This window comes from Streptomyces sp. NPDC007205 (assembly GCF_040634095.1).
Lineage (GTDB): Bacteria > Actinomycetota > Actinomycetes > Streptomycetales > Streptomycetaceae > Streptomyces.
In genome coordinates this window covers 1-13,826 of the sequence record NZ_JBEYEW010000011.1, presented here as the reverse complement: position 1 = coordinate 13,826, position 13,826 = coordinate 1, and the positions used below count along the sequence as shown (strand labels likewise).

Sequence of the window (13,826 nt, the reverse complement as noted above, 5' to 3'; positions counted from 1 at the left end):
GCTGTTCACTCTCCGCTACATTCACGCCGTTCGTGCGGCCATAAGGGCTGCTCAAAGGCAATCCGGGCACTTCAGAAGCACGGAAGGCAGGAGACCGCACCGCAGATGACGGACCGACCCGCGCAGCGCACCCCCAACCGCCAGCTCGCCGCGCTCATCGCAGAGGCGGGGTTCTCCAACGCGGGTCTGGCTCGTCGCGTCGACCAGCTCGGCCTGGAGCACGGGCTGGACCTCAGATACGACAAGACCTCGGTCACCCGCTGGCTGCGCGGACAGCAGCCGCGCGGTACGACCCCCGCCCTCATCGCCGAGGTGTTCACACGCCGGCTCGGCCGCCGGCTCACGGCCCAGGACCTCGGCCTGGACGCCTGCGCGCCGGTGTACGCCGGGCTGGAGTTCGCGGCCGGCCCGGAGGAGGCCGTCGACATCGTCAGCGGGCTGTGGCGCAAGGACTCCGGCAGCCACGCCGAGCTGCGCAAGATCGCCTTCACCCCGGCGGGCCTCGTGGTGCCCAGCCGGGACTGGCTGATCGGCAAGCCGGACGACAAGGTGGCCCGCGAGCAGACACCCCGGGTGCCCGCGCAGGGCCGCCCGGCCCCGGCCAGACCCCAGGTCCGGCCGGCGCTTCCGGTTCCGCCCCGGACACGCGGGCAGGCCGACCGCGCCCCCGGCCACAAGGTCACGGGCGGCGACATCAACGCCCTGCGCTCGGTCGGCGAGCTGTTCCGCACCCTCGACGACCGGTTCGGCGGCGGCCACGCCCGCCAGGCCCTGGTCCGCTACCTGGAGCACGAGTGCGAGCCGATGCTCCGCGGCACCTACGACGAGCAGACCGGCCGCCGCCTGTTCGCCGCTGCCGCCGACCTCACCCGGCTCGCCGGCTGGACCTCGTACGACATCGCCGCGCACGGACTCGCCCAGCGCTACTTCGTGCAGGCCCTGCGGCTCGCCCAGGCGGCCGGCGACCGTGCGTACGGCTCGTACGTCCTGGTCACCATGAGCCGCCAGGCCGTCTATCTCGGCCACGGCAGGGAGGCCGTGCAGCTGGCCCGGGTCGCCCAGCAGGGTGCGGGAACCGGTGGGCCGCCGGTCGTGCAGGCGCTGCTGCACGCCTCCGAAGCGAGGGCGCACGGCGTGCTCGGCGAGGTGCGGGCGTGCACGGCGGCGCTCGTGCGGGCCGAGCGCGCCCTGGAGGCGGCCCGGCCCGGGGACGACGCGCCGTACTGGGCCAGGTTCTTCGACGAGGCGCAGCTCGCCGACGAGTTCGGGCACTGCCACCGGGATCTGCAGCAGTTCAGGGCGGCTGCCCAGCACGCCGAACGCTCGCTGCAGCTCCGCGCCCCCTCCTACGCCCGCAGTCGCCTCTTCTGCCGGGTCGTCCTCGCCACGGCCCGCCTCGGCCTCGGCGAACTCGACCAGGCGTGCGCTCTTGCGGCGGAGGCCGCCGGCCAGGCCGCGGAGATGCGGAGCGCTCGCGCTGTGGAGTACGTGCGGGACTTCGAGCGTCGGCTGGAGCCGTATCGGGACGCGGCACCGGTGCGGGGGTATCGGGAGAAGGTGGCGGCGTTGGGCTAGCTCGCCGTTGCGGGTTGCGGTCGTTCGTTCGGTCACGCGCCGTCGTGGCCGGTCGCGCCCACGCGGCGGAGCCGCATATCGAGACCGCCCCGCGCCCCTTTCGGGGCGCCTACGCCGCCCGGGGCAGAGTGGGAGCCGGATCCGCGCTGTGCATCGACCCCGCCGCACCCAGGTCCGCCAGGACGGCAGCCGCCGCCCTGTGGGCCGAATGCAGCGCGCCCTGGACCGTGCTGGTGTCGCGGTGGTCTCCGCAGACGTACAGGCCGGCCAGGATGCGTACGGGGCGGCGCAGGTCGTGTGGGGGGCGCATGGCCGGGACGGCCTCCGGGGTGTGGTGGACCGCCAGTGTCTCCCAGCGGCGCGTCGAGGTGCCGTAGAGCCGGGCGAGGTGGATGCGGACCGCGGTGTCGATGCCCTCGGGCGGGGTGCCCAGCACCGTGGAGGAGATCAGCACCCGGCCGACCGGCGCCCGGCTCGGGTCCACGTTGCTGAGCACCGCCGTGTGCGCCACCGGCCCGCCGCGGTCGGCGTCCAGCAGCAGCGAGGTACCCGCCGAGAACGCCGGCGCCGGATCGTCGGTGGTGTGGTGGACCATGGTCACCGGGTGGAAGTCCGGCATCCTCAGGCCCGGCAGCAGCTCCGCCGCGGCCCGCGCGTCCGTCGCCACCAGCACCGCCCGGCAGCGGATCTCGCCGTGCTCGGCGGTCGTCACCGCGGTCGTGGAGACCGAGGTGACCCGCACCCCGGTGTGCACGGTGCCGGGTGGCAGCGCCCGCGCCAGCAGCACCGGCAGCATCTCCGCGCCGCCCTCCGGCACACACAGCCGGCCGCCTGCGAAGGTGCGCAGCGCGAGGTCGGCGCACCGGCTGGAGGTGTTCAGCTCCGGGTCGCACAGCAGCGTGGCGAGCAGCGGGCGCAGGAAGCCGTCGATCGTGCGCCCCGGCATCCCGCGCTGGGCGAGGGCCTGTCCGGCGGGCATCTCGGGGCGGGCCAGGATGCGTTCGACCGGGGTGGTGGCGATCCGGCCCAGGGCGGTGCCGAGCCGGGCCTGGTCGACCGCGCCGCCCACCGGAGCGCCGACCCGGCCGGGGGTGGTCGCCGGCCCCCTGGGGGCGCTTGCGAGGGCGCGCACCACATCGAGTGCGCCCCTTGCGCTCCCTCCGGCCGCCGGCGCGCCGGCGCGCTGCGCGCGTCCGTCGCGGTGCAGCAGCACGCCGGGCGCGAAGGTGCGCAGGACCAGGGAGTCCAGGCCCGGGGTGGTACGGAGTTCGGGGTAGGACGTGGACAGCAGCTGTCCGATGCGGTCGAGCCGGAAGCCGTCGACCTTCTCCGTCGACATACGGCCGCCCACATAGGGGGCGGCCCCAAGGACTGCGGTTGAGATTCCTGCGCTGGTCAGCCGATGGGCCGCCGAGAGGCCGGCGATTCCGGCTCCCACGATGACGACGTCCACCTGGTACGCGGGCTCAAGCACGAGGCCCCTCCTGCGGTTGCGTGGCCGGTGGAGACGTCATGCCCCCAACTGGCTCCAGGGATACCCGAGTTCGGGTCGAGGTTAGGGCCGCGATCGGTCGCAAACAGTCGCGCATTAACAGGGCACGGTCGCATAGAGGTCGCATATGGTCACAAGAGATCTCAGGGAGTCACAGGAGATCTGAGGGAGTCGCAGCAGATCCGAGCGAGTCGCAGGAGATCCCAGGGAGTCGCATGAGAAGTCCTGGTATGTCACGCCGCCCGGATGGCCTCATCGATGCCCGGGAACGCAAAACGGAACCCCGCCCCCAACAGCCGCCGGGGCACCACACGTTGGCTGCCCAGCACATCCCCGGCCAGCTCGCCCAGCACCGCCCGCAGCACCGGCGCCGGTACCGCGAACGGCGCCGGGCGGCGCAGCACGCGCGCCATCGCCGCCGTGATCTCACGGTTCGTCAGCGGCTCGGGCGCCGTCAGGTTGAACGGCCCGGACAGCGTGCCGTGGTCGATGAGATACCGGAGCGCGGCGACTTCGTCGTGCAGCGCGATGTACGACCAGTACTGCCGCCCGTCACCCAGCCGCCCCCCGAGCCCCGCCCGGAACAGCGGGAACAACCGCCCCCACGCACCGCCGCCCCGCGCCACCACCAGCCCCGTACGCGCGAACACCGTCCGCACGCCCGCCTCCTGCGCGGGCGCCGCCGCCTCCTCCCACTCCACGCACAGTGACGGCAGAAAACCGTCGCCCGGCGGCGCGTCCTCGTCCACCACCCGGTCGCCGGTGTCGCCGTAGATGCCGATCGCGCTGCCGCTGACGAACACCCGCGGCGGCTCGGGCAGCGCGGCCACCGCCTCCGCCAGCGTGGCCGTGCCCAGTACCCGGCTGTCCCGCAGCAGCCGCTTGTACGACGGTGTCCAGCGCCGGTCGCCGATCCCGGCCCCGGCCAGATTCACCACCGCGGCACAGCCGGTCAGCCCGGCCGCGGTCGCTTCGACGGACCGCCCCTCCGGGTCCCAGCACACCTCCCGCGGGCCCGTGGCCGCCCGGCGCACCAGCCGTACCACTTCGTGTCCGTCGGCGGTCAGGGACCGCACCAGGGCGCTGCCGATGAGCCCGGACGCGCCGGCCACGGCGATTCGCATACGTTCCATGGCCCCAGCATGCCCGTGCGAAAACCCCGTGAGGTGCTGCGACCGCCCGCCGTAGGGTGATCGTCATGCCGGAGCCGTACATACGCATCGCCGTGGCCGACGACGAAGAGGAACTGGCCGTCCTCGACCGTGCCGCCTGGTCCACCCTGCACGCCGTGGCGCCGCGACCGCAGCCGCCGTACCAGCCGTTCTTCGACGAGCGGCATCTCCCGCAGGACTACCTGGTCGCCCAAGCCGAGGGGCGGCTCGTCGGCTATGTCCGCATCGCCCGCCCGACCCCGCTCGCCTCCAACGCGCACGTCCTGCAGATCCAGGGCCTAGCGGTCGCCGAGGAGGTGCGTGGGCGGGGGGTCGGGCGCGCGCTGATCCGGGCCGCCGTCGAGGAGGCGCGCGGACGCGGGGCACGGCGGCTGAGCCTGCGGGTGCTCGCGCACAACGCCCCGGCCCGCGCGCTGTACGAGTCCGAGGGGTTCGCCGTCGAGGGAGTGCAGCCGGAGGAGTTCCTCCTCGACGGCACCTACGTCGACGACGTGCTCATGGGCCGGCGCCTGTGACAGGGCCTACGAGCTGACCAGCTGCCCCGTGTCCACCGGTACCGTCGCTCTGGCCGCGCGCCGGGCGTCGCCCGCCACCTCGTCCGCCGTCAGGGCGTACCCCGTCTCGGCGTCCGAGGTGGAGCGGGCGAAGACCACACCGAACACCCTGCCGTCCGTGGTCAGCAGCGGGCCGCCGGAGTTGCCCGGCCGGACCGTGGACCGGATGGAGTAGATGTCCCGGGTGGCCGCGCCGTCGTTGTAGATGTTCTGCCCGGTCGCCCGCACCCGGCTCGCCACCGTCGCCGCCTGCAGGTTCAGGCCGCCGTCCTGCGGATAGCCCGCCACCACCGCCGGCTCGCCGCGCGCCGCGCTCAGGTCGAAGCGCAGCACCGGGGCACGCAGATCCGGCACATACAGCACCGCCACGTCCCGGCCGGGGTCGAAGAGCACCACCCGGGCCTCGTACGACTGCCCGACGCCGCCCACCCGTACGGTCGGGTGGTCGATGCCCGCCACCACGTGCGCGTTGGTCATCACATGCCGCGCGGAGTAGACGAACCCGCTGCCCTCCCGGCCCTCGCTGCCCGAGACGCCCTCGATCTTCACCGTGCTCAGCTTCGCGGCGCGCGTCGCGGCCGGGGTGACGCTGTCCCCCGAGGGCCGGGCCACCCGGGCCGTCGACTCGTTCTCGAACGGGTTGAAGACCTGCGGGAAACCCGCCTCCGTCAGCGCCGACGTGGCCCGCGAGAACCATGCGGGCGTCGTGTCCGGCATCGTCTGCTGCACCGCGCCCAGCAGCGCCGAGTTCCGTATCGCCGTGGTCAGGGTCTGTGAGGGGGCCGCGGCCAGCACGCTCGCCGCCACCCAGGCCACGATCAGCACCGCGACCGAGTTCGCCGCAGCGCCCCCTAGCCCGTCCGCCACCCGCAGCGGACCCCGGTCCAGCTCCCCGCGCAGCCGCAGGGCCAGCCGGCCCGCCAGCTCGTGCCCCAACATCGCCGGCACCAGCACCGTCACCACCGCGAGCACCGTCGCCTGCGCCGTACCCCGCTCCACCAGGCCGGTCACCCAGGGCAGCACCCATACGCCGACGACGGCGCCACCGACGAACCCGGCCAGCGAGACACAGCCGGCCACCAGCCCGCGCCGGTATCCGGATGCCGCGTAGACGAGGATGACCAGCACAAGCACCAGGTCGAGCAGGTCCACGGAGCCGCCTTTCTCTCGGACCCCTCAGTACGGACGGGACGGGCCCGGTGATCAGTCACCCACACGGGCACGGCCACCGGGCGGCGAACCGGCCACGTATGTGTGTACCCCCAGAAACGTCCCGGACCAGGACGATGGTTCCGCCGGGTGGCACAGCGCACATCGCGGCCACGCCCCGCCACCCCGAGAGTGGGACCATGCGCGCCGCCCGAAGAACACCGCACCGGCCCGGGACCGGAGAGCCGTCCGGGATGCCGGGGACGTCGAGGCCGCCGGCAACCGCCGAGACGCTCGGGACCATGCAGGCATCCGGGTCCTCGGACTCCGGGACGCCGGGGCCACCTGCAGACGCCGGAACGCTCGGGACGCCGCACGGACCTGGGCCCTCCGAAGCAGCGGGGACGCCGGAGCCGCCGGAGCCGCCGGAGCGCTCGGGCGTGTGGAGCCGGGTCCGTCGGCGGGTGACCGGGGTCCTGCTGGTGCTGGTCGGCTGTCTGCCCGGGCTGGTGGCCGTCCTCGCGCTCGTGCTGTGCGCCCGTGATGCCGGGCGCCCCGAGGCGGTCCGTCTCGACCGGCCCGGCCCGCCCCGGGCCCCGGCCCACCGCACCGCCCGGCCGCCCATCGTGCCCCGGTCGGTCTGGCTGGGCACCGCCCGGCGCACGCAGCCGCCCCCGCGCTACGACGACAAGGTGGTCGCCGTCTTCGTCCACCACACCGACTCGCCGAGCGCGTACGACTGCGCCGACGCGCCGCGCATCATCCAGCACCTGTACGCCGGGCAGACCGGCGACCGCCGCTGGGACGACATCGGTTACAACTTCCTCGTCGACCGCTGCGGCACCATCTACGAAGGCCGCGGCGGAGGCGTCGACCGGCCCGTCACCGGCGCCCACACCCTGGGCTTCAACCACCGCACCGCCGGCATCGCCGCCCTCGGCACCTTCACCGCCGGCGCCCCCGTGCCCCGGGCCATGACCGACGCGATCGCCGCCCTGGCCGCCTGGAAACTCGGCCTCGCTGACGTCGACCCGCGCACGACCGTCCGCCTGGTCTCCAGCAGCAGCCACAGCCGCTACCACGCCGGCACCACCGTCACCCTGCCCGCCCTCGCCGGCCACGACGCCGGGTTCATGACCAGCTGCCCCGGCGCCGCCCTCGCCGCCCGCCTCCCCGAGATCAGGGAGAAGGCCGCCCGCCTCCAGGGCCGCACCGCCGCACTCCATCACCGCACCGCCCCGGCTCCGCCGTCCACAGGAACGCCACAGCCGCCACGCAGCCCGTCTGCCGGCCGACGGCGCCCGGCCGGCTGAGCCGCGGCCGGTCACTCCCGGAAGCGGTCCCACAGCCGGGGGAACCGTTCGGCGAGCGCCCGCTCGTTCTCGAAGTCCACCGGTGTGCCCTCCGGCTCGGCGGGCGCCGGGGCGATACCCAGATCCGGCGCGACGGTGCCGGTCAGCTGCTCGTACGCCTCGTCCGCCGCGTAGCCCAGCTCCTCGCCGTCGCCGTCGATCTCCTCGTCGAACTCGCCCAGCGACTCCGCCAGCGAGTCCGGATCGTGCAGGGCGCCCTCGTAGACCTCGCGGCCCTGGCCGATCAGCCAGCACCGGAAGAAGTCGAACGCGTCGTCGCTGGCCCCGTCCAGCAGCACCCAGGCGGCGCCCCACAGGTCCCAGCGGTAGGCGCGGTTGTACCGGGCCTCGAAGTGACGGGCGAAGTCCAGGACCAGGTCGGGGTCCAGCTGGAGCAGCCGGTCCACGAGCACGTCGGCCTGTTCCTCGGGATCACCCTCGGCGGTCTCGCGGGCGGCGTCGATCAGCTCCCAGAACTCCGTCTCGTCCATCACGCCACCAGCATCGGGCCTCCACCGGAGGGACGCACGCGGAGTGCGCCGGAGTGCGGCGGATCGTTACCCGGAACCAGCACCGGCGCCCGCACCGGCGCCCGCACCGGCGCCCGCGCCGCCGTACAGCGCGGCCAGCCGGGCCGCGGTCCCCGCGAACCGCGCCCGCAGGCTCTCGGGGGCCAGCACCTCGACGTCCGCGCCGAGCGCCGTCAGCTGGGTGTGGGCGACCTCCTCGGACTCCACCGGCAGCGTCACCGTCACCCGGCCTTCCCCGTCCGGCTCGCCCATCTCGCGCAGCGCCTCCCGCGCCGACACCGGGTCGACGGCGTACCGCAGCCCGCGCACACCCTCGGGGGACAGCCGCACGACCACCTCCGCGCGCAGCAGCGAGCGCGCGAACCGCTCGGCCTGCTCGGCCCAGTGGCCGGGCAGATCGAAGTCCGGATCACGGGCGAAGCGTTCCTCCAACGGCTCCACCGCGCTGAACCGGTCGATCCGGTACGTCCGGAAGGAGCCACCGCCGGCCACCCGCGCGCACAGGTACCAGACGCCCGCCTTCAGCACCAGCCCGTACGGTTCCAGCAGCCGTTCCACCTCCTCCTCGCCCCGCCGGTACCGGGCGGTGACGCGGCGGTCGTCCCACACCGCCTCCGCCACCACCGGCAGCAGCGCGGGCGTCTCCGGCTCCCGGAACCAGGCCGGCGCGTCCAGATGGAACCGCTGGGCGGCGCTGTCCGGGGCGTCGCGCAGGGACGGCAACAGCGCGGCGGACACCTTCAGCCGGGCGGCGGAGTGGGCATCCTCCAGGCCCATCTCGCGCAGCGCCCCCGGTACCCCGCTCAGGAACAACGCCTCCGCCTCGCTCCTTGCCAGCCCCGTCAGCCGCGTCCGGTACCCGCCGACCAGCCGGTACCCTCCGGCCCGCCCACGGTCCGCGTACACGGGCACCCCCGCCTCCGACAGCGCCTGTGCGTCCCGCGTGACCGTCCGCTCCGACACCTCCAGCTCGCGTGCGAGTTCGGCGGCGGTCATGGACGGCCGGGACTGCAGCAGGAGCACCATCTTGATGAGCCGGGCGGCACGCATGCCCTTCATGATGCCAAGGACCACCGACAACAGAAGGGGTACGGCAAGGCGCCGTACCCCTTCCCAGGACCTCGTTCACCGGCCCTCGGTGCTTACAGCCCGTACTTCTCCCGGGCCTCCTTGACCGCCGTGGCCTTCACCTCGCCGCGCTTGGCGAGCTGGGCCAGGGCCGCGACGACGATCGACTGGGCGTCGACGCCGAAGTGGCGGCGGGCGGCCTCACGGGTGTCCGACAGACCGAAGCCGTCGGCGCCCAGCGAGGAGTAGTCCTGCTCGACCCACTGCGCGATCTGGTCCGGGACCTGGCGCATGTAGTCGGTGACGGCCAGCACCGGGCCCTCGGCGCCCTGCAACGCCTGGCGGACGTACGGCACGCGCTCCTCGCCGCGCAGCAGGGCCGCGTCGGCCTCCATGGCGTCCCGGCGCAGCTCCGACCAGGAGGTCGCCGACCAGACGTCGGCCGCGACACCCCACTCCTCGGCGAGCAGCTTCTGCGCTTCGAGGGCCCAGTGGATGGCCGTACCGGAGCCCAGCAGCTGGAGGCGCGGGGCGTTGGCCGGGGCGGTCACGCCCGCGGACTCCGCCGTGTTGAAGCGGTACAGGCCCTTGACGATGCCCTCGTCGATGCCGAGCCCCTGCGGCTTCGCGGGCTGCGGCAGCGGCTCGTTGTAGACCGTCAGGTAGTAGAAGACGTTCTGGTCCTCGCCCGGCTTGGCCTCGCCGTACATCCGGCGCAGACCCTCACGGACGATCACCGCGACCTCGTAGGCGAACGCGGGGTCGTAGGTGAGGGCGGCCGGGTTGGTGGCCGCGATGACCGGGGAGTGGCCGTCGGCGTGCTGCAGGCCCTCGCCCGTCAGGGTCGTACGGCCGGCCGTCGCACCGACGAGGAAGCCGCGGCCGAGCTGGTCGCCGAGCTGCCACATCTGGTCGGCGGTGCGCTGCCAGCCGAACATCGAGTAGAAGATGTAGAACGGGATCATCGCCTCGCCGTGCGTCGCGTACGCGGTGGACGCGGCGATGAAGTCGGCCATCGAACCGGCCTCGGTGATCCCCTCGTTGAGGATCTGGCCGTTCTTGGCCTCCTTGTAGTACATCAGCTGGTCGCGGTCGACCGGCTCGTACGTCTGGCCCTTGGGGGAGTAGATCCCGAGCGACGGGAACAGCGACTCCATACCGAAGGTGCGCGCCTCGTCGGGGACGATCGGCACCCAGCGCTTGCCCGTCTCCTTGTCGCGGACCAGGTCCTTGACCAGGCGGACGAACGCCATCGTGGTGGCCACGTTCTGTGCGCCGGAGCCCTTGTCGAAGGAGGCGAACGCCTTCTCCGCGGGGGCGGGCAGCGGGGCCAGCGCGTGCGTGCGGCGGGCCGGGGCGGGGCCGCCGAGGGCCGCGCGGCGCTCCTGGAGGTAGCGGACCTCCGGGGAGTCGGCGCCCGGGTGGCCGTAGGGGACCACGCCGTCGGTGAAGTCGCTGTCCTTGATCGGCAGGCCGAGCAGGTCGCGCATCGCCTTGAACTCGTCCACCGACAGCTTCTTCATCTGGTGGTTGGCGTTCTTCGACGCGAAGCCCTCGCCCAGGGTGTGGCCCTTGACCGTCTGGGCCAGGATCACGGTCGGCGCGCCCTTGTGCTCGACGGCGGCCTTGTACGCGGCGTAGACCTTGCGGGCCTCGTGACCACCACGGGAGAGGTGGAAGCACTCCAGGATCTTGTCGTCGCTCAGCAGCTTCGCCATCTCGGCGAGCGCCGGGTCGGCGGCGAAGAAGTCCTGGCGGATGTAGGCGGCGTCACGGGTCTGGTACGTCTGGATCTGCGCGTCCGGTACCTGGCGCAGACGGCGTACGAGCGCGCCGGTGGTGTCGAGCGCGAACAGCTCGTCCCACGCGGAACCCCACAGCGTCTTGACGACGTTCCAGCCGGCGCCGCGGAACTGGGCCTCCAGCTCCTGCACGATCTTGAAGTTGGCGCGGACCGGGCCGTCGAGGCGCTGCAGGTTGCAGTTGATGACGAAGGTGAGGTTGTCCAGCTCCTCACGGGCGGCGAGCGCGAGGGCCGCCGTCGACTCCGGCTCGTCCATCTCGCCGTCGCCCAGGAAGGCCCAGACGTGGGACGCGGAGACGTCCTTGATGCCGCGGTTGGTGAGGTAGCGGTTGAAGCGCGCCTGGTAGATCGCCGACAGCGGGCCGAGGCCCATCGACACCGTCGGGAACTCCCACAGCCAGGGCAGACGGCGCGGGTGCGGGTACGACGGCAGGCCGTTGCCGCCGGCCTCCTGGCGGAAGTTGTCCAGGTGGTGCTCGTTGAGCCGGCCGTCGAGGAAGGCGCGGGCGTAGATGCCGGGGGAGGCGTGGCCCTGGATGTACAGCTGGTCGCCGGAGCCGGCGGCCTCCTGGGATTCCTTGCCCTTGAAGAAGTGGTTGAAGCCGGTCTCGTACAGCCAGGCCGCCGAGGCGAAGGTGGCGATGTGGCCGCCGACGCCGTGCTTTGCGCCGCGGGTCACCATCGCCGCCGCGTTCCAGCGGTTCCAGGCGGTGATCCGGGCCTCCATCTCCGGGTCACCGGGCAGGCCCGGCTCGGCGGAGGTGGGGATGGTGTTGACGTAGTCCGTCTCGAGGAGCTTCGGCAGCGCGATGCCGCCCGCCTCGGCGCGCTCCAGCGTGCGCCGCATCAGGTACGCGGCGCGGTGCGGCCCGGCCTCCCGGGCGACGGCGTCGAGGGAGGCCTGCCATTCGGCGGTCTCCTCCGGGTCGCGGTCGGGGAGCTGGTCGAGCGCGCTCGGCTGGATGGCGTGGGGGTCGGTCATGTCGCCGCCTTCCTCAGTCGAAGGGGGTTCCCTCATCGGTAAGGGTCTGGGGGTGCCCTTGGTCTTTGGCAGGACAGGGCTGGACTTCGGTGGAAGTCCGTCGGCGACTGTAACTCCCTGATCGATGATCGATCAAAGGGTTGAGGGCGAAAAAGTCTTGATTGCGAGAAAGTCGGCACGCGGTGCCTTCGGTGATGGCACCGGGTGACGCGCGTTCGCCTTGTTTTCGCAGGTGAGCGCGGGGATGCTCGACTGAATCAAGGGCGCGGGGCGCAGCCCAGGACGTGCGCCTTCACCAGCTCCGCGATCCGCGGATCCCGGCGCTTGAACGCTTGCACCAGCTCCTCGTGCTCCTCCGCGTACGACTGCTGGACCGTGCCCAGCCAGCGGATGGACAGGGCCGTGAACACCTCGATACCGAGGCCTTCCCAGGTGTGCAGCAGCACCGAGTTGTCCGCGGCGCGGACCAGTTCCCGGTGGAAGCCGACGGTGTGGCGGACCTGGGCCGTGCCGTCGGCGTTGCGGTCGGCGTCGTAGAGCGCCGCCACATGCGGCTCCAGGGCCGAGCAGTCCTGCGCGAGGCGTTCTGCCGCGAGTTCCGCCGCGATGGCTTCCAGGCCGGCCCGGACCGGGTAGCTCTCCTCCAGGTCCGCCGCGGTCAGGTTGCGGACGCGTACGCCCTTGTTGGGGGCCGACTCGATCAGGCGGAGCGACTCCAGCTCGCGCAGGGCCTCGCGCACCGGGGTCTGGCTGACCTCCAGCTCGGTGGCGATCCGGCGCTCCACGATGCGCTCACCCGGCTGCCAGCGCCCGCTGACGATCCCTTCCACGATGTGCTCGCGGATCTGCTCGCGCAGCGAGTGGACGACGGGCGCGGTCATGAGGGCTCCTTAGGGAGGGCTGACGTTTAGACAATACGGCGCGTTCGCTCCGCGGGTAGGAGGGGTGGGGCCGCTTTCGCGCAGGTGAGACGAGCCTTACACGCACCGTGTGCCGGCAAACACGAAACGCCCCGTCCGGAGAAGCTCCGGACGGGGCGTCGTACAGGCACAGGACCCGGGGACCACAGGCCCAGCTCTACTTCGTTGAGATCCTCAACCCCGTCAGAGACCGAGCTCGACCTCGAACTCGCCCGCCTCCAGGATCGCCTTGACCGCCGTCAGGTAACGGGCCGCGTCGGCGCCGTCGACCAGGCGGTGGTCGTAGGAGAGGGTCAGGTAGGTCATGTCGCGGACGCCGATGACCGTGCCCTCCTCGGTCTCGATGACGGCCGGACGCTTGACCGTGGCACCGATGCCGAGGATCGCGACCTGGCCCGGCGGCACGATGATCGTGTCGAAGAGCGCGCCGCGCGAACCGGTGTTGGAGATGGTGAAGGTCGCGCCGGACAGCTCGTCCGGGGTGATCTTGTTGGCGCGGACCTTGCCGGCCAGCTCCGCCGTGGCCTTGGCGATGCCCGCGATGTTGAGGTCGCCGGCGTGCTTGATGACCGGGGTCATCAGGCCCTTCTCGGAGTCCACCGCGATCCCGATGTTCTCGGAGTCGAAGTAGGTGATCGTGCCCTCGGCCTCGTTGATCTTGGCGTTGATGACCGGGTGGGCCTTCAGCGCCTGGGCCGCCGCCTTCACGAAGAACGGCATCGGGGAGAGCTTGACGCCCTCGCGCGCGGCGAAGGAGTCCTTGGCCTGGCCGCGCAGCCGCATCAGGCGGGTGACGTCGACCTCGACGACCGACGACAGCTGCGCCTGCTCGTGCAGCGCCTTGACCATGTTGTCGCCGATGACCTTGCGGATGCGGGGCATCTTGACGGTCTGGCCGCGCAGGGGGGAGACCTCGAGGGCCGGGGCCTTCTTCGCGGCGGCCGGCGCGGCAGCGGCCGGAGCCGGAGCAGCGGCGGCCTTCGCGGCCTCGGCGGCGGCGATGACGTCCTGCTTGCGGATACGGCCGCCGACGCCGGTGCCCTTGACGGTGGCCAGGTCGACGCCGTTCTCGGCGGCGAGCTTGCGCACCAGCGGGGTGACGTACGCGCCCTCGTCGGTCGCCTGGGTGGCGGTCGGGGAGGTCGGCGCGGTGGTCGGGGCGACCGGAGCCGGAGCCGGGGCGGGCGCCGGAGCGGCCGGAGCCGCGGGCTGGGCCGGAGCCGGGGCG

The 13,826-nt window shown here is 72.9% G+C and carries 11 protein-coding genes; 3 read left to right on the top strand and 8 right to left on the bottom strand.

Going from position 1 to position 13,826, the window contains the following annotated elements:
• The first annotated feature begins 105 nt into the window (after positions 1-105).
• Positions 106-1,575, top strand: a complete 1,470-nt coding sequence (locus tag ABZ624_RS19690) for a regulator (protein ID WP_360090095.1) — start codon at positions 106-108, stop codon at positions 1,573-1,575.
• A 109-nt stretch (positions 1,576-1,684) separates the two neighbouring features.
• Here the strand turns inward: ABZ624_RS19690 and ABZ624_RS19685 are convergent, their stop codons facing one another.
• Both ABZ624_RS19685 and ABZ624_RS19680 read right to left on the bottom strand, forming a co-directional pair.
• Positions 1,685-3,049: an NAD(P)/FAD-dependent oxidoreductase gene (locus ABZ624_RS19685; protein WP_360090092.1), complete on the bottom strand. Its 1,365-nt coding sequence runs from the start codon at positions 3,047-3,049 to the stop codon at positions 1,685-1,687.
• Between the two features lie 251 nt (positions 3,050-3,300).
• Entirely contained in the window at positions 3,301-4,200 is a 900-nt protein-coding gene (locus ABZ624_RS19680; RefSeq protein WP_360090089.1) for a TIGR01777 family oxidoreductase, read from the bottom strand.
• Positions 4,201-4,265: 65 nt separating this feature from the next.
• Between ABZ624_RS19680 and ABZ624_RS19675 the strand changes: the two genes are divergently transcribed.
• On the top strand, positions 4,266-4,754 hold the full coding sequence (locus tag ABZ624_RS19675) for a GNAT family N-acetyltransferase (protein ID WP_360090086.1): 489 nt from the start codon (positions 4,266-4,268) through the stop codon (positions 4,752-4,754).
• 6 nt (positions 4,755-4,760) lie between these two features.
• On the opposite strand, the gene ABZ624_RS19670 is transcribed toward ABZ624_RS19675, so the two are convergent.
• Entirely contained in the window at positions 4,761-5,945 is a 1,185-nt protein-coding gene (locus tag ABZ624_RS19670; RefSeq protein ID WP_360090083.1) for a MarP family serine protease, read from the bottom strand.
• 461 nt (positions 5,946-6,406) lie between these two features.
• Between ABZ624_RS19670 and ABZ624_RS19665 the strand changes: the two genes are divergently transcribed.
• Complete coding sequence (locus tag ABZ624_RS19665) at positions 6,407-7,255, top strand: peptidoglycan recognition protein (protein ID WP_360090080.1); 849 nt, start codon at positions 6,407-6,409, stop codon at positions 7,253-7,255.
• 11 nt (positions 7,256-7,266) lie between these two features.
• On the opposite strand, the gene ABZ624_RS19660 is transcribed toward ABZ624_RS19665, so the two are convergent.
• From ABZ624_RS19660 to sucB, 5 genes are all read right to left on the bottom strand, one after another.
• Positions 7,267-7,785, bottom strand: a complete 519-nt coding sequence (locus ABZ624_RS19660) for a DUF4240 domain-containing protein (RefSeq protein ID WP_360090725.1) — start codon at positions 7,783-7,785, stop codon at positions 7,267-7,269.
• Positions 7,786-7,851: 66 nt separating this feature from the next.
• Positions 7,852-8,874 carry a WYL domain-containing protein gene (locus tag ABZ624_RS19655; protein ID WP_360090077.1) on the bottom strand — a complete coding sequence of 341 codons (1,023 nt, stop codon included), beginning with the start codon at positions 8,872-8,874 and terminating at the stop codon, positions 7,852-7,854.
• Between the two features lie 92 nt (positions 8,875-8,966).
• A complete protein-coding gene (aceE, locus tag ABZ624_RS19650; RefSeq protein ID WP_360090074.1) occupies positions 8,967-11,678 on the bottom strand; it encodes a pyruvate dehydrogenase (acetyl-transferring), homodimeric type in 2,712 nt (903 codons plus the stop codon).
• Positions 11,679-11,935: 257 nt separating this feature from the next.
• Complete coding sequence (locus tag ABZ624_RS19645) at positions 11,936-12,559, bottom strand: GntR family transcriptional regulator (RefSeq protein ID WP_360090071.1); 624 nt, start codon at positions 12,557-12,559, stop codon at positions 11,936-11,938.
• A gap of 222 nt (positions 12,560-12,781) precedes the next feature.
• On the bottom strand, positions 12,782-13,826 hold a 1,045-nt coding region (sucB, locus tag ABZ624_RS19640; protein WP_360090068.1), incomplete at its 5' end, for a 2-oxoglutarate dehydrogenase, E2 component, dihydrolipoamide succinyltransferase.

What these genes read in the sequence shown, in the direction of transcription:
- ABZ624_RS19690 (WP_360090095.1), top strand. Translation starts at nt 106, where the DNA reads ATGACGGACCGACCCGCGCAGCGCACCCCCAACCGCCAGCTCGCCGCG.
- ABZ624_RS19655 (WP_360090077.1), bottom strand. Translation starts at nt 8,874, where the DNA reads ATGCGTGCCGCCCGGCTCATCAAGATGGTGCTCCTGCTGCAGTCCCGG.
- aceE (WP_360090074.1), bottom strand. Translation starts at nt 11,678, where the DNA reads ATGACCGACCCCCACGCCATCCAGCCGAGCGCGCTCGACCAGCTCCCC.
- ABZ624_RS19645 (WP_360090071.1), bottom strand. Translation starts at nt 12,559, where the DNA reads ATGACCGCGCCCGTCGTCCACTCGCTGCGCGAGCAGATCCGCGAGCAC.
- ABZ624_RS19680 (WP_360090089.1), bottom strand. Translation starts at nt 4,200, where the DNA reads ATGGAACGTATGCGAATCGCCGTGGCCGGCGCGTCCGGGCTCATCGGC.
- ABZ624_RS19675 (WP_360090086.1), top strand. Translation starts at nt 4,266, where the DNA reads ATGCCGGAGCCGTACATACGCATCGCCGTGGCCGACGACGAAGAGGAA.
- ABZ624_RS19660 (WP_360090725.1), bottom strand. Translation starts at nt 7,785, where the DNA reads ATGGACGAGACGGAGTTCTGGGAGCTGATCGACGCCGCCCGCGAGACC.